This window comes from Pseudomonas sp. TH04 (assembly GCF_016651355.1).
In the GTDB taxonomy this organism is placed as follows: Bacteria; Pseudomonadota; Gammaproteobacteria; order Pseudomonadales; family Pseudomonadaceae; genus Aquipseudomonas; species Aquipseudomonas fluorescens.
Window position 1 is genome coordinate 5021533 of sequence record NZ_JAEKEA010000001.1, and the last position, 14857, is coordinate 5036389.

Consider the following 14857-nt stretch of genomic DNA (forward strand, 5'->3'; position numbering starts at 1 on the left):
TTTGTACAGTTGTTTTGACCGCTCATCAACTGGATTTTTTATAGTGCTGCAACTATCCCTCATTCCACCCCCGGCGCCTCCCGGATGATCAGGTGGTCAAGGTTTTCGATATTCGCGCTGAACACCCCAAATGTCTGGTCGGGGTTCTTCTTGCTGGGCACCTGTTTCAGCGCCGGCGTTACGCCGTAGAAGAAGCAGTACAGCGGCCGTTCACTGTCCACCGCCGCCTTGATCTGCTCAAGGAACGCCTTGCGCTTGCGGTAGTTCTCGATGAGTTTTTTGTTCAGGTAGACGTTGACCGAGTAGGGCTTCTTGTCGAACCACACCTTCTTTTCGAAGTCGATGCGAAAGCTGCTGGTGTAGTCCTTGATCGCCTTGATCTTGCCCCAGTAGATCAGGCCCTTGTTGTCCTGCAGGTATTCGATCTTCTTGAAAAACGTCCAGTAAGTCGCGGTGTGCTCGCCGATCTTCAGCGGCATGGCCTTGAGCCTGTCTTTGTCGTCGATGTTCGACACGTAGCACTCTACCGGGTGGGCGAAGACGCTGGTTTTGTCCGGGGTTGAATCACTCGCGCCATGGGCGGAGCCGGTGCGAGTTGAAGGGGCTTTCGTGGGGTCTTGTGGGGCGCTGCCCTCGGGCCCGGCCAGTGGCGTTTTACGTTCGTATTGACGCGGCGTCAGCACCCATTCCGATGGGAAATTCTCTTCGCGCTCGTCGTCACCATCGTCGGTCGCGGTCTTGTGGGTGCTGGCATAGCGGCAGCCGTCGATATGCCGGGTGCTGGTCTTGTTCTTGAAGTGCGGCGTGCGCAAGTAATTGACGTTTTTCGCGTTGAATGTGCTCAGCGTATTGCTGGCATCAAACGCCGCGCGGCATTCATCGTTGGGGCACAGGAAACGGTCCTTGTCGGAATCGAAGTCGGCGGTTTCGTCGAAATTCAGCTCTCGTACGTCGTAGATCGACAGCTTGTCATCGAGACTCAGGCTGTAGGCCGTGTCGAATTTCATGGGGCTCGGGTCCGTGAGATGAATAGCTGGATATTACGCAAAACTTCGCCGTTAAGGAGATCAAAAGTGTGGGGGCAGGCGTGCCCGCTCCCCCATTTAACTATCAGGCGTGCTGGCTACTCGCCGCCCGCTCAAGAAGCACAAGGTGCCGCCTACGGCGGTCAGTGCGCCGAGGGCATAAAACATGCTGACGGGGGCCGCATTGATCAGCAAGTAACCGCAAATCACCGGGCTCATTGCCCCGCCAAACGCGGCCAGGTTTTGCGCGCCGTAGTAACTGCCGCGCAGGGCGTCCGGGGCGATGGTGTCGATAAACAGGAACTCCGAGGGGTAGATGATCATCTCGCCCAAGGTGAACACGAACATCGCCAGGCACCAGGTGAGCAAGCTGTGCGCCTGACTGAAGCCGATCAGCCCGGCAATGAACAGCAGGGTGCCCAGCACGATCCAGTAGCGCAGTTGCTCGCGCTTGAGGAAACGACCGATCTGGTACTGCATCAAAATCACGGTGATGGCGTTGCAGGCCAGCACTGCCGACAGAATCTTCAACGCTTCGGCCGGCTTGTAGGCCACCAGCAAAAACTGCGACAGATAAAGGGTGTAGCGCCCGTGGACAATGGTGCTCAATAAACTGCCGCTGGTGAACAGGATCAGCGTGCGGTCGCTGCGCAACGTGCGCAGGGTGGTGATAAAACTTAACGGTTTGTTGCTGTCGTCCCGTTGGGTGGGCGGGATGCCGATCATCAGGAACAGGCTGCCAAACGCAATGGCGCTGGCGATCAGGAACGGTGCCAGTTGCATGTGGCCAGCGATCACCACGCCGACCATCGGGCCGGTGGCATAGCCGACGTTGGTCAGTGTGTAGCGCAACGAAAAAACCTTGGCGCGATCCCCGACGGGCAGGTTCTCGCTGATGATCGCCTTGGAGCCGATCAGGAACAGTGCCGACGCGGCTTCGGTGATGACCAGGGTCAGGGTGGTGAGGTAGAGGTTGCTGGCAAAGGTCAGCAACAGAAAGCCGATGGAGCTGGAGAGCATGGCCAGGATCAGCAGCTTGCGCTTTTCCAGGCGGTCGATGATGTAGCCGCCGTACAGGCCGAGCAGTGTGGCGATGAACACGGCGATGCCCATCAGCAGGCCGATGTCCTGTTGATTCAGACCCAGCCGGGTGCTCAGGAGCAAGGCCAGCAAGGGGCTGGTCATGGCGCGGCTGACCACGATGGTCACTGAGCAGATCATCAGGCGGCGGATTACCAGAGAGTAGGTGGCCACGGTGGGGCGGATGTCCTTGTCATAAATGCGCAGCCGAGCCGAGCACTGTTCTAAAGCTCAATGGAGATCCCCTGTGGGAGCCGGGCTTGCCCGCGATGGCGGTGAGTCAGGCGATGTAGATGCAAGCTGATCCACTGCTATCGCAGGCAAGCCAGCTCCCACAGGAGTTTGTGGTGTTTACTGGCCGGCGTTGATGGTGATTTTCTCCACCGCACCCTGCTCCAGATCCCACTTCTTGAGGATCTTGCCGTAGGTCCCATCCTCAATCATGCCCTGCAACGCTTCACTGATCGCCGTAACCAACTCGGTGTTGCTCTTCTCAATCCCCAGCCCGGTGAACTGCTTGGAAATTGCCAGGCCCACCGGCTTGTACTTGCCCTTGTCCAGCGCCATCAAATAAGGAATTGTCTCGCTGCCCTGCATCGCCGCATCCAGGCGGTTCTGCTGCAACTGCGCGCGTGCATCCGCCGAGCCTTCAGTGCCGATCACCACGATGGCCGGCTTACCCGCCGCTTCGCAGTTTTGCTTGCTCCACGCGGCAATTTCCGACGGCCAGGTGGTACGGCGGCTGGTGCCGACTTTTTTACCGCACAGGTCAGTCAATTCCTTGAGGTCTTCACGCTTGGCCAGGGTGTACAGCTGCGGGCCGCTGGTGAAGTAGTCGATGAAAGTCACCGCCTTTTGGCGCTCGGCGGTGTCGCTCATGCCCGACAGCACAATGTCCACACGCTTGGTGGTCAGGCCGCTGAGCATCTGTTCGAAGCCGGTTTCCTGCCACTTGATCTTCACGCCCAGGCGCTCGGCCAAGGCATTGCCCAGGTCAAAGTCCAGGCCCGTGAGTTTATTGGTGGCGGTGTCCTTGAAATCCATCGGCGGGTAGTTCGGCACGATGGCCGCGCTGATCTCGCCTTTTTCCTTGATTGCTGCCGGCAATGCCGCCAATACACAGGTGGAAGCCATCAGGCCTGCGAGCAACGTTGGGATAAACAATGTTTTCATGGGGGCGTTCTCGTTAGTTTTTTAGTTAAGTGCGAACGGCAGAAATAAAGCTTTGGGTACGCGGGTTTTGTGGGCTTATTAGAATTTCTTCGGGGCTGCCGGCTTCCACAATCTGGCCGGCATCCATAAACACCATGCGGTTGGAGACTTCGCGGGCAAAGCCCAACTCATGGGTGACCACAATCATGGTCATGCCGGTGGTGGCCAAATCACGCATCACCGACAGCACTTCGCCGACCAACTCGGGGTCGAGGGCTGACGTGGGTTCGTCAAACAACATCAGCTTGGGGCGCATCGCCAACGCACGGGCAATGGCCACACGCTGTTGCTGGCCGCCGGACAATTCCACCGGGTAAGCATTGCGCTTGTCCGCCAGGCCCACGCGGGCCAGCAACTCCAGCGCATCTTCGATGGCTTCCTTGGGCGAGCGCTTGAGCACCTGCACCGGGCCTTCGATGATGTTCTGCAACACAGTCATGTGCGGGAACAAATTGAAGCGCTGGAACACCATGCCGGTGGCCAGGCGCTGACGGGCGATCTGCGATTCGTTCATCTCATGCAGCTTGTTGCCGACGACCCGGTAACCCACCAGTTCGCCGTCGACCCACAGGCCACCCTTGTCAATTTTTTCCAGCTGGTTCACACAACGCAGCAGCGTGCTTTTACCCGAGCCGGACGGGCCGATGATGCACATCACTTCGCCTTGCTCGACCTCGATATTGATGTCGCGCAGCGCGTGATACTGGTCGTAATACTTGTTCAGGTTGACGGCCTTGACGATGCTTCTCATGGGGCAAATCTCCTCAACCCAGACTTACGAACGCTTGCCGGCGCCGCGGGCAAAACGACGCTCGAGGCGGCTTTGACCAAATGAAAGAACAGTCACCACCGCCAGGTACCAGATGCCGGCCACAATCAGCAGCTCCATGACCCGCGCGTTGGCGTAGTAGATGTTTTGCGCGTTGTGCAGCAGCTCCGAGTACTGGATCACACTGGCCAGGCTGGTCATTTTCACCATGCTGATGAACTCGTTGCCTACCGGCGGAATGATCACCCGCATGGCCTGCGGCAGAATCACCCTACGCAGCGCTTGCAGGCTCGGCATGCCGATGGACTTGGCCGCTTCGTACTGGCCGGTGTCGACCGACAGCAAGCCGGCGCGCACCACTTCGGCGGTGTAGGCGCCCTGGTTGATACTCAGGCCGAGCAGGGCGGCCACGAAGGGGGTCATCAGGTCGACGGTGTCGATGCTGAACAGGCCCGGAATCGCGATCACCGGGAAAATCAGCGCCAGGTTGAACCACAGCAGCAACTGCAAAATCAGCGGCGTGCCACGAAACAGCCAGGTGTAGGTGATGGCCACATAGCGCAGGATCGGGTTGGCCGACATGCGCATGATCGCCGTGATTACCCCGATGACCACACCCAGCGCCATCGCCAGAATCGACATGACGATGGTGTTGACCAGGCCCCACACAATGGCTTCAGACGTGAGGAACTGCCCGATGTAGGACCATTCGATCTGGCCATTGGCAAATGCGCGCAACAACGCGGCCAGCGCGATCACGATCAGCGTGGCGAAAAACATCCGCCCGTAATAACGACGCGGCACGTGCTCGTACTGCGTGATATCGAACTGGTTCTCGGACAACTTGCGCTCGGCTTCCAAGCGCTCTGCCGGGGTTTGGTTCATGGTGTTACTCCAAAACTAATAACGTGCTAACTGCTGTACGTGGTCCAAATGTGGGAGCGGGCTTGCTCGCGAAAGCGCCGGCCCAAGCACCACAAATCTCCCAGCCTTAAATCCTGAACCCCTGATAACGCTCGGCCCACTGCTGCTGAGCCGCCAACGCCACCTTCAACCGCCCAATCTGCTCGCGAACCCGCTCCGGCGCCGTCCCACCCCAACCACTGCGCGCCGCAATCGCCGCCTCCAGGGTCAAGCAGTCACGCACTTCAGGCAGCAGCCGCGCGTCGACCTCTGCCAACATCGCCGGCGAGGCTTCCCACAACTCAATCTCATGCTTCTCACAGGCCTGAACCAGCGCGCCGGTAATCTCATGCGCCTCCTTGAACGGCACACCGCGCGTGGCCAACCAATCCGCCACCTCCGTCGCCAAGGTGAAGCCCATCGGCGCCTGACGCCGCAGCTCCTCGACCTGCACCTTCATGGTCGCCACCATCCCAGCCATCGCCGGCAGCACCAGCAGCAAGGTGTCGACGCTGTCCAGCACGCTGTGTTTGTCTTCACTCAAATCGCGGTTGTACGAGAGCGGCAACGACTTGAGTGTCGACATCAACCCGGTCAGGTTGCCAATCAAACGCCCCGCTTTGCCCCGCGCCAGTTCGGCAATGTCCGGGTTCTTTTTCTGCGGCATGATCGAGCTGCCGGTGGCGTAGGCGTCATCCAGCACCACCCAGCGAAACTGGCGTGAGGACCATAGGCAAAACTCCTCCGACAGCCGCGAAATATTCACCCCAAGCATGCCCGCCACAAACAGGAACTCCGCCACGTGGTCACGACTGGCGACGGCGTCGATGGAGTTTTCGCACGGCCCGGTGTAGCCCATTTCCTTGGCCGAATGTTCCGGTTGGCGCGCGATCGCCGAGCCTGCCATCGCCGCAGCGCCCAACGGCGACAACGCCGTGCGCGCATCCCAATCCACCAGGCGCTGCACATCGCGCAACATCGACTGCGCGTGCGCCAACAAGTGGTGGGCAAACACAATCGGTTGCGCCTGCTGCAAGTGAGTGAAGCCTGGGCAGATGCTGTCGACGTGCTGCTCGGCCTGCTCCACCAGCGCCTGCTGCAAACCCAACACCTCGGTGGTGATGGTGCGCGCATGGTCACGCAGGAAAAGGCGCAAGTCGTTGGCCGTTTGGTCGTTGCGCGAACGCCCGGCGCGCAGCTTGCCGCCCAAGGCGCCGAGGCGCTCGGTCAATACGCGTTCGATAAAGGTGTGGACGTCCTCGTCATCGAGGGTCGGATGCAGGCGCCCGGCGGCGAAATCCTCACCGATACGGTCCAGGGCCTCGACGGTGCGCTGGGTCTCTGACTCATCCAGCAAACCGGCGCGCTGTAACTCACGGGCATGGGCACGCGAACCGGCCAGGTCGTAGGGCGTCAGGCGGAAATAGCGCTCAGGGCAACGCGACAACGCGGCCAGTGCAGCAGACGGGCCGGTCTTGAAACGAGCGCCCCAAAGGCGGTCGGTGGGCTGAGACATGGGTGTTCCTCACGCTTGTTTTTAGAAGAGTCGGAGGCAGTCAAAAAGTAAAAGTCCTGATCGTAGTGTCAGGTTTTGCGGGGTGTTAAATCAGCCTCTGTGTGCTGTTCAATCCGCTATATTCAAGGTTGCCAAGGGCGGATGTTTATGTTCATTATCGCCGCCTGGCTATGTTCAAGGATTGGGTTGAAGCCTGTTGAATATGGCACTTGAGGTCAACGCGTATTATGGAAACCCCACTTTCCACTTCTGGAAACATACCGCCAAAACCCGGCACACGACCGCCCCTGCAACTGAGCGGGCTGGACTTCAAATTGCTCCGTGTGTTCATGGCCGTGGTCGAAGCCGGCGGCTTCAGCGCCGCGCAAAACGAGCTGAACGTGGGCCTGGCGGCCATCAGCAAACAGATCTCCGACCTCGAAATCCGCATCGGCATGCGCCTGTGTACCCGGGGCAGGGAAGGCTTTGGCCTGACCGAAGAGGGCAAGTTGGTGTACCAGGCGTCCATCGAGTTATTTACCTCGGTGGACAGTTTTCGCGACAAGCTTAGTTCGGCGCAAAACGAGCTGATTGGTGACCTTAGTGTCGGCGTAATTGATAACACCGTCTCCGACGTTAATTCGCCGCTGATTACCGCGCTGGGGACATTACATAGCCAATCGCCAAAAATTAGATTGCGCTTACATGCCTCGCAACTCGACGAAGTTGAACGCGGCGTGGTGGAAGGGCGGCTGATCGTCGGCATCGTCCCGGTGTACCAACGCCGCGAAGAATTTGACTACTTCCCGCTCTACGAAGAAAAAGCCCACGCCTACTGCGCCGTAGGACACCCGCTGTTCAACGCGAGTGACATCACCCCGCACGTGCTGCGCCAATACGAAGTGGTCAGCCACCGGTATGCCATCCATCGCGACAAGGCCAACTTCGTCACCTACGACAGCCAGTCCGCCTCGGCCTCACAGGTGGAAGCCGTCGCCATCCTGATCCTCACCGGCCGCTTCTTAGGCTTCCTGCCGGAACACTACGCCGCGCCACTGGTCAGGGAAGGGCGCCTGCGCGCACTGTGCCCGGACCAGGTTCACTTGAGCACCGCGTTCAACCTTATCCTGCGCCACAACGCGCCAAGAAGCCCGATGGTAAAAGCCTTCGCCGCAGCGCTGGGCGTCGACCTCAAAGCCGCGACATAAAGCGCATGCCAAGCGCCGATCCCCGAGCCACAGAGATCAAATGTGGGAGCTGTCGAGCCCCAGCGAGGCTGCGAAGGGATCACCTCGGTCTACCTACCGAACCCATCCATCTGCATCGCCCCCCAGCACCCCATGCTAGTGCGCTATCCATCGGGCACTGATCAAAATGTGGGAGCTCTCGAGCCCCAGCGAGGCAGCGATGGGATTGACTCGGTCCACCTGCCGACCCCATCCACCCGCATCACCGCTGCAACTTGCTCTGCTTCTTCTTCGCATGAAAATGCCGAAAATGTGCATCCTGCGCCGCCGCCAACAACTCCCGGTCGCCACGCGTATCGCCCCAGGCCCGCAGCCGATACTCGCCCAAATCCCCATACACCGCCTCAAGCCGCAGCACCTTGTTCTCACAGCGGCAGTTATTCCCCGTGAGCTTACCCGTCAACACCCCGTCGACTACCTCAAGCTCAGTGCCGATCAACTTGATCCCCAGCCGATTCGCAAACGGCTGCAACACCAACGCCGGCGACGCCGAGCATAAGGTCACCACCGCCCCGGACTTCACCTCATCTTCCACCGACTGCAAGCCCTTAGGGCGCATCAGCTTGGTCCAATAGCGCTGGCAATACGCCTCAGCCTGCTGCTGAACCCACGCCTTCTCCACCCCGGTCATAAAGGTGCGGATCAACTGCGCCTTCAACTCATCCCGGCTGATCTGCCGCAGCAAAAAGCGCAGCCCCGGCACCGCCAGCTTGACCATCCGGCCGTAGAACTCACCGGTGCCAAAGGCAAACTTGAGGAAGGGCACGAAACTGTCGTGGTGGGTGAGGGTGCCGTCGAAGTCAAAGACGGAGAGTACTTTGGCGTCGATGGGGCCGGCTTCGAGCATGTCTGGGTTCACGGGTTGGCCTCGGTCCTATCTAGTATTTTTTGAGCGTGCATCAGGTGTGACAGCAGGAGTTTACTCCCGTGCCAATCTTCCGATCTTGGCGTAAAGCGTCTCGGTGAAAGCATCCCGGTCACTCGACCGGTGACAACGCTGATGGCAATTGGGGCACAAGGCTACAGCATTGGTCGTGCGATCCGAACCCTTCTGGGCGAGGTGCTTGACGTGATGTACTTCAAGAAATGGCAGACCATCGACCTCGAAAGGCGCGTTAGAGCCGCAGCCTTCGCAAATGCCCTTGGCTTCTTTGAGTACCCAGGCGCGTACCTTTGGGTCGCGGACAAACGCATTACTAGTGATGGGTACTTGTTGTGGCTTTGCAATCCCATCCGGCACTTGATCAAAACGCTTTAGCTGCAGCTTGTTAGCACGTCGGATAAGCGTTTGCTCATCTGCCGTTTGGGCTGTTTCATCCGATTCAAATACTCGAGTGTCAGCGAGTGCCTTGCGAATGTGTTGTTCTACACCTGAGCCCACATTGTTCGCAGGCTTATAGCCCTTGATGCGATCCAGGCCCATTTGAACCAGAACCGAAGAAATATTTTGCATGCGAAACTCAATTGAGCCTTCAGTACGGCCAACCAATGGTCCCTGGCGCAGTAATCGATTTTCATGGGCTTTGTTAAAAGGCAGTCCGCTCTTTTCCCACGCCAGCATCTTGAGGTACGCCTCTACTGCTGCAGCTAGCTCCGAGTCGTTCCAATCCTTTTTGTCTTTTGTAATATCCATACTGCCGCCGAGGGTTGAAAACCCTCGGACGATACTGAGTAGCCATTATTGCGTCTACGAAATTTCCTACGAGTCGGTGGGATTTGCCGGCCGTTCACATTAGTGAATTCGCTGCTTCATTCGGAAAGGTTGAATGAGCCGTTTCCACCACGGAGCCTTTGATGGTTCTCTCCGAGAGGTCCGATTAACCAACAAATACGGCATATCTCGAAGCCTAATCCAGCCTTCATCTTGCCAATGCAACAGGTTCAACGACATCTGCGGCCAATCCAGCATGCTCAATAAAGGGCGTTCCACCGATCGTGGCTGACGCTCGTCCCGCAACGTCGGAACGACTTCATGTGTAAGCCAGCTGCGTAGTAGCCGATTCCCCGGCGTGTAGTGATAGACCAGTAACGCGTACGCCCCGGATTCACTGATCATCAACATTTCTTCCGGCTGACCGTGAAAAAGTAGATTTACATTCCTTCGTTGATCCTCATCGAGCTTGCGAGTCGTGCGCTCATCGAGATACCACCCCATCAAACGCCCAAGATCACGCGCGCAGAACCACACTTGGTTTTCTAGAAGGAGCGCATGTAGCTGAAGATTATGGCGGGTGAAAACGACGCCAGTAGAAGGCTCGGGTGTGACCCAATGCGTGGCGCTAGGCAAGTCGAGCAGATATCGGCTAGGCATTCTTTATGATCCCTACGTGATTTACGGAAGGGCGCGAACCCAACGTAGAGAGCGGATTTAAGAAACCCCAACTTACTTAGCCTCGATACAGCATTCATTCCGCATGATAGGCCATGCGGATTTTGGGCTGTGTGATTGAGGCTAGCTTCTACGTTGGGCGTTTCTTAGGCACCGGCTGACGAGGCTATTCAGCCTCGAAACTGATATCAACCTCTCTGCGGATGATCTTGGTGTAAGAAGGCTCCTATGCAGTTCACCGGGCATAAAAAAGCCCTGAACATGTCAGGGCTTCTTGATGTTACCGGCTTAGGCGTTAATCCCAGCTCAGCGCACCGCCGGTCTGATACTCAATCACACGCGTCTCAAAGAAGTTCTTCTCTTTCTTCAAGTCCATAATCTCGCTCATCCAAGGGAACGGGTTAGTCGTGCCTGGGTACTCTTCCTTCAAGCCAATCTGCGACAGGCGACGGTTCGCGATGAACTTCAGATAGTCTTCCATCATCGCCGCGTTCATGCCCAACACGCCGCGCGGCATGGTGTCACGTGCGTACTCGATCTCCAACTGCGTCCCTTGCAGGATCATCTGGGTCGCTTCTTCCTTCATCTCGGCATCCCACAAATGCGGGTTTTCGATTTTGATCTGGTTGATCACGTCGATACCGAAGTTCAGGTGCATCGACTCGTCGCGCAGGATGTACTGGAACTGCTCGGCGACGCCGGTCATTTTGTTGCGGCGGCCCATGGACAGGATCTGGGTGAAGCCGCAGTAGAAGAAAATGCCTTCCAGCACGCAGTAGTAGGCGACCAGGTTGCGCAGCAGTTCTTTGTCGGTTTCGACGGTGCCGGTTTCGAACTTCGGATCGGAGATCGAACGGGTGTATTTCAGGCCCCAGGCGGCTTTTTTAGCCACCGATGGGATCTCGTGGTACATGTTGAAGATCTCGCCTTCATCCATGGCCAGCGATTCGATGCAGTACTGGTAGGCGTGGGTGTGGATCGCTTCTTCGAAGGCCTGGCGCAGGATGTACTGGCGGCATTCCGGGTTGGTGATCAGGCGGTACACGGCCAGCACCAGGTTGTTCGCGACCAGGGAGTCGGCGGTGGAGAAGAAGCCGAGGTTGCGCATGACGATGCGGCGTTCGTCGTCGGTGAGGCCTTCGGGGTTTTTCCACAGCGCGATGTCAGCGGTCATGTTGACCTCTTGCGGCATCCAGTGGTTGGCGCAGCCGTCGAGGTACTTTTGCCAGGCCCAGTCGTACTTGAAGGGCACGAGTTGGTTGAGGTCGGCGCGGCAGTTGATCATGCGCTTTTCGTCAACGGCGACGCGGGCGGCGGAGCCTTCGAGCTCAGCGAGGCCTTCGGCGACGTCGAGTTTGTCCAGGGCGGCCTTGGCGCGCACGATGGCGGCGGAGTCACTGGCGGTGACGGCGCGGGCTTCGATGGCGGCGGCAGCGCCGGCACCGTCGAGGCGGTCCATGTTGGCTTCGGTGGCGTGGCCGGCGTTGGCGCCTTTAGCGGCTACTTCGCCTTCTTCTTCTTTGTCGAATTCGTCCCAGCTCAGCATGACGTGTCGTCTCCTGCGTGAGGGCTCAAAGGTGCCCGTGTGAAACCGGATGGTTGGGTGTTCACACGGCCCTCAGGCCGCGGTGGATCTTAAGGAATCGTTTGTTGCAGCAGCTAGCGCAGGCATTAAACGCAATTGGGTCACGGGTGCTCTGCGTGAGGCTTGAGGGGCGGAGCGACAGGTGGATGCTCCGGCGCAGCCTCAGGTCTGGCTCTTCATCCCGGTGTAAAGGGATATTGCAGGCCCGATTTACCCGCGCATTATAGGGAAAAATTCGGCTTTGTGTTGCGGCGGATGGTCACGACAGAGCGCCAAAATGGCGTGGTTTTCGGCTAAGGCGTGTGTTTGCAAGGCTTTGCTGGGCTAGGATTTTTTTGACGGGCGGTGGGATGTTTTTTGTAGGGCGGGGGAAGTGGGCGTCTGGTGCGTAAAAATGCCGGGACGGTGCAGGGTTTTGAGGCGGTGGTGTGGCGGGTAGCGCCTTCGCGAGCAAGCCCGCTCCCACAGGTGGACCCCGGTGTGCCAGTTGGCTCTTTGCCGCAAGAACGATTTCTTGCGGCGAATAAGATCAGGATTAACGTCTTTATAAAAAGTTGTTATCCGTTAGAACAACCGTTGCCCATGACTTGATACTTGAGAATATGGCGCTGACCTTGTGAGTCTTCATATTCCATTTGTACCGGTACAACTTGGCAGACGTCCGGAACAGCGCTCATGGACACTACTTTGGCCACATCCAAGTGCGTGCTGTAGGTGTAGTCCTCAACAATCGGGGCGTTCTGGCCAGCCAGCTCAGTCGGGGCTTCGTCGGCCAGGGCGGCGGTTGCGCACAAGCTACTGAGGGCCATCACTACTAAAGCTTTCATTTCTATTTTTACCTTCTTCAGGGCGAAAGGGGTCACGGGGCCTTTTTGAGGCCGCGTGTGTAACTTAGGGTGGGTGAGTTCGGATTAACGTTGCCTTCGTGGGGGCTGTTGCGTTGTTAATCACAGTGCCGTGTTGGCGGAGTTGATTTTAGGCGTGCGGGTTATATTCATATACCCGTACTTTTGATAAAGACTATTGGCGGTTTTTGTAACAATCCCATGGTTAAGGTTTTTTCACACAGCGCCAACGCCACGCAGGCCGCGGGCCAGAGGCATGAATGGGGATAGCTGGGCATTTTGTAGGGTCTTGTTACTACCATCGTCGAATGGTTCTATAGGCCCACCCCGGCTACAACAGGGGCCATACAACAACAACTATGTCACCGAGGTAAGAAAGATGAGTGCGGCTTCCCTGTACCCCGTTCGCCCCGAAGTAGCAGCCAACACGCTGACTGACGAGGCAACCTACAAGGCCATGTACCAGCAGTCGGTGGTCAACCCCGATGGCTTCTGGCGCGAGCAAGCCAAGCGCCTTGACTGGGTCAAGCCTTTCACCGCGGTGAAGCAGACCTCTTTCGACGACCATCACGTCGACATCAAATGGTTCGCCGATGGCACCCTGAACGTTTCCTATAACTGCCTGGACCGTCACCTCGCCGAGCGTGGCGATCAGGCCGCGATCATCTGGGAAGGCGACGACCCTTCCGAAAGCCGCACCATCACCTACCGCCAGCTGCATGAAGAAGTCTGCAAGTTCGCCAACGCCCTGCGCGGCCAGGATGTGCATCGCGGCGACGTGGTGACTATCTATATGCCGATGATCCCCGAAGCCGTGGTCGCCATGTTGGCCTGTACCCGCATCGGTGCGATTCACTCCGTGGTGTTCGGCGGTTTCTCGCCTGAGGCTCTGGCCGGTCGCATCATCGACTGTAAGTCGAAGGTAGTTATCACTGCCGACGAAGGTATTCGCGCCGGTAAGAAAATTCCGCTGAAGGCCAACGTCGACGACGCCCTGACCAACCCGGAAACCAGCAGCATCCAGAAGGTCATTGTGTGCAAGCGCACCAATGGCAACATCAAGTGGAACCAGCATCGCGACATCTGGTACGAAGATTTGATGAAAGTGGCGGGCACCGTGTGCGCGCCAAAAGAGATGGGCGCCGAAGAAGCGCTGTTCATCCTCTACACCTCCGGCTCCACCGGCAAGCCTAAAGGCGTGCAGCACACCACCGGCGGCTATTTGCTGTATGCCGCCCTGACCCACGAGCGCGTGTTCGACTACCGCCCGGGTGAAATCTACTGGTGCACCGCTGACGTCGGCTGGGTCACCGGCCACACCTATATCGTCTACGGCCCGCTGGCCAATGGCGCGACCACGCTGCTGTTCGAAGGCGTGCCGAACTACCCGGACATCACCCGGGTCGGCAAGATCGTCGACAAGCACAAGGTCAATATCCTCTACACCGCGCCCACCGCGATCCGCGCGATGATGGCTTCCGGCACCGCTGCCTGCGAAGGCGTGGATGGCAGCAGCCTGCGCTTGCTCGGTTCGGTGGGTGAGCCGATTAACCCGGAAGCGTGGGACTGGTATTACAAGAACGTCGGCCAATCCCGTTGCCCGATCGTCGACACCTGGTGGCAGACCGAAACCGGCGCCACGCTGATGAGCCCACTGCCGGGTGCTCACGCCCTCAAGCCAGGTTCCGCTGCACGCCCATTCTTTGGCGTGGTACCGGCGCTGGTCGACAACCTGGGCAACATCATCGAGGGGGCGGCCGAAGGCAACCTGGTGATCCTCGATTCGTGGCCAGGCCAGGCGCGTACGCTGTACGGCGACCATGACCGTTTCGTCGATACCTATTTCAAGACGTTCCGTGGCATGTACTTCACCGGTGACGGCGCCCGTCGCGATGAAGATGGCTACTGGTGGATCACCGGTCGTGTGGATGACGTGTTGAACGTGTCCGGCCACCGTATGGGCACCGCCGAAATTGAAAGTGCCATGGTTGCTCACCCTAAAGTCGCCGAAGCGGCGGTGGTGGGTGTACCGCATGACATCAAGGGGCAGGGCATCTATGTGTATGTCACCTTGAAGAACGGCGAAGAGCCAACGGAAGCGCTGCGCCTGGAGCTGAAAAACTGGGTGCGCAAAGAGATCGGGCCGATTGCTTCGCCGGATGTGATCCAGTGGGCGCCGGGCTTGCCGAAGACGCGCTCGGGGAAAATCATGCGCCGTATCCTGCGCAAGATTGCCACGGCCGAGTACGACGGGTTGGGGGATATCTCGACCCTGGCGGACCCGGGTGTGGTGGCGCATTTGATTGAGACACACAAGACCATGAACGTCGCGTAAGGCGGAGTTGGTGCCATAGAGCCCCATTCGGC

The 14857-nt window shown here is 58.3% G+C and carries 13 protein-coding genes; 2 read left to right on the top strand and 11 right to left on the bottom strand.

Translation table 11 applies throughout. From position 1 onward, the window contains the following. Positions 1–59: 59 nt before the first annotated feature. The 6 genes from JFT85_RS22650 to argH form a co-directional block, all read right to left on the bottom strand. Positions 60–1007: a hypothetical protein gene (locus tag JFT85_RS22650; RefSeq protein ID WP_201230439.1), complete on the bottom strand. Its 948-nt coding sequence runs from the start codon at positions 1005–1007 to the stop codon at positions 60–62. 96 nt (positions 1008–1103) lie between these two features. Next, the gene (locus JFT85_RS22655) at positions 1104–2279 is read right to left on the bottom strand and encodes an MFS transporter (protein ID WP_201230440.1); all 1176 of its coding nucleotides are present in this window, start codon (positions 2277–2279) and stop codon (positions 1104–1106) included. 177 nt (positions 2280–2456) lie between these two features. Next, positions 2457–3278, bottom strand: coding sequence for an ABC transporter substrate-binding protein (locus tag JFT85_RS22660; protein WP_069553335.1), 822 nt, complete (start codon positions 3276–3278; stop codon positions 2457–2459). 25 nt (positions 3279–3303) lie between these two features. Further along, positions 3304–4068, bottom strand: coding sequence for an amino acid ABC transporter ATP-binding protein (locus JFT85_RS22665; protein WP_017134648.1), 765 nt, complete (start codon positions 4066–4068; stop codon positions 3304–3306). A gap of 24 nt (positions 4069–4092) precedes the next feature. Beyond that, complete coding sequence (locus JFT85_RS22670; protein ID WP_053257632.1) at positions 4093–4971, bottom strand: amino acid ABC transporter permease; 879 nt, start codon at positions 4969–4971, stop codon at positions 4093–4095. 106 nt (positions 4972–5077) lie between these two features. Continuing rightward, positions 5078–6505, bottom strand: a complete 1428-nt coding sequence (argH, locus tag JFT85_RS22675) for an argininosuccinate lyase (RefSeq protein WP_069553334.1) — start codon at positions 6503–6505, stop codon at positions 5078–5080. 227 nt (positions 6506–6732) lie between these two features. Here argH and JFT85_RS22680 point away from each other — a divergent pair, with 227 nt between their 5' ends. Beyond that, on the top strand, positions 6733–7692 hold the full coding sequence (locus JFT85_RS22680) for a LysR family transcriptional regulator (protein ID WP_201230441.1): 960 nt from the start codon (positions 6733–6735) through the stop codon (positions 7690–7692). 241 nt (positions 7693–7933) lie between these two features. On the opposite strand, the gene JFT85_RS22685 is transcribed toward JFT85_RS22680, so the two are convergent. The 5 genes from JFT85_RS22685 to JFT85_RS22705 form a co-directional block, all read right to left on the bottom strand. Beyond that, positions 7934–8578, bottom strand: coding sequence for an HAD-IB family hydrolase (locus JFT85_RS22685; RefSeq protein ID WP_187602461.1), 645 nt, complete (start codon positions 8576–8578; stop codon positions 7934–7936). A gap of 72 nt (positions 8579–8650) precedes the next feature. Beyond that, positions 8651–9364: an HNH endonuclease gene (locus JFT85_RS22690; RefSeq protein ID WP_053257628.1), complete on the bottom strand. Its 714-nt coding sequence runs from the start codon at positions 9362–9364 to the stop codon at positions 8651–8653. 99 nt (positions 9365–9463) lie between these two features. After that, positions 9464–10042, bottom strand: a complete 579-nt coding sequence (locus JFT85_RS22695; protein WP_053257627.1) for a BRO-N domain-containing protein — start codon at positions 10040–10042, stop codon at positions 9464–9466. Between the two features lie 313 nt (positions 10043–10355). After that, positions 10356–11606 carry a ribonucleotide-diphosphate reductase subunit beta gene (locus JFT85_RS22700; protein WP_032879817.1) on the bottom strand — a complete coding sequence of 417 codons (1251 nt, stop codon included), beginning with the start codon at positions 11604–11606 and terminating at the stop codon, positions 10356–10358. 596 nt (positions 11607–12202) lie between these two features. Beyond that, on the bottom strand, positions 12203–12472 hold the full coding sequence (locus JFT85_RS22705; RefSeq protein WP_053257626.1) for a DUF2790 domain-containing protein: 270 nt from the start codon (positions 12470–12472) through the stop codon (positions 12203–12205). A 397-nt stretch (positions 12473–12869) separates the two neighbouring features. Here JFT85_RS22705 and acs point away from each other — a divergent pair, with 397 nt between their 5' ends. After that, positions 12870–14825, top strand: coding sequence for an acetate--CoA ligase (gene acs, locus JFT85_RS22710; RefSeq protein WP_053257625.1), 1956 nt, complete (start codon positions 12870–12872; stop codon positions 14823–14825). Positions 14826–14857: the final 32 nt, after the last annotated feature.

Bases quoted from the DNA above. Each gene is read 5' to 3' on its own strand.
- JFT85_RS22650 (WP_201230439.1), bottom strand. From the start codon at position 1,007: ATGAAATTCGACACGGCCTACAGCCTGAGTCTCGATGACAAGCTGTCG.
- JFT85_RS22660 (WP_069553335.1), bottom strand. From the start codon at position 3,278: ATGAAAACATTGTTTATCCCAACGTTGCTCGCAGGCCTGATGGCTTCC.
- JFT85_RS22665 (WP_017134648.1), bottom strand. From the start codon at position 4,068: ATGAGAAGCATCGTCAAGGCCGTCAACCTGAACAAGTATTACGACCAG.
- JFT85_RS22670 (WP_053257632.1), bottom strand. From the start codon at position 4,971: ATGAACCAAACCCCGGCAGAGCGCTTGGAAGCCGAGCGCAAGTTGTCC.
- argH (WP_069553334.1), bottom strand. From the start codon at position 6,505: ATGTCTCAGCCCACCGACCGCCTTTGGGGCGCTCGTTTCAAGACCGGC.
- JFT85_RS22680 (WP_201230441.1), top strand. From the start codon at position 6,733: ATGGAAACCCCACTTTCCACTTCTGGAAACATACCGCCAAAACCCGGC.
- JFT85_RS22685 (WP_187602461.1), bottom strand. From the start codon at position 8,578: ATGCTCGAAGCCGGCCCCATCGACGCCAAAGTACTCTCCGTCTTTGAC.
- JFT85_RS22690 (WP_053257628.1), bottom strand. From the start codon at position 9,364: ATGGATATTACAAAAGACAAAAAGGATTGGAACGACTCGGAGCTAGCT.
- JFT85_RS22695 (WP_053257627.1), bottom strand. From the start codon at position 10,042: ATGCCTAGCCGATATCTGCTCGACTTGCCTAGCGCCACGCATTGGGTC.
- JFT85_RS22700 (WP_032879817.1), bottom strand. From the start codon at position 11,606: ATGCTGAGCTGGGACGAATTCGACAAAGAAGAAGAAGGCGAAGTAGCC.
- JFT85_RS22705 (WP_053257626.1), bottom strand. From the start codon at position 12,472: ATGAAAGCTTTAGTAGTGATGGCCCTCAGTAGCTTGTGCGCAACCGCC.
- acs (WP_053257625.1), top strand. From the start codon at position 12,870: ATGAGTGCGGCTTCCCTGTACCCCGTTCGCCCCGAAGTAGCAGCCAAC.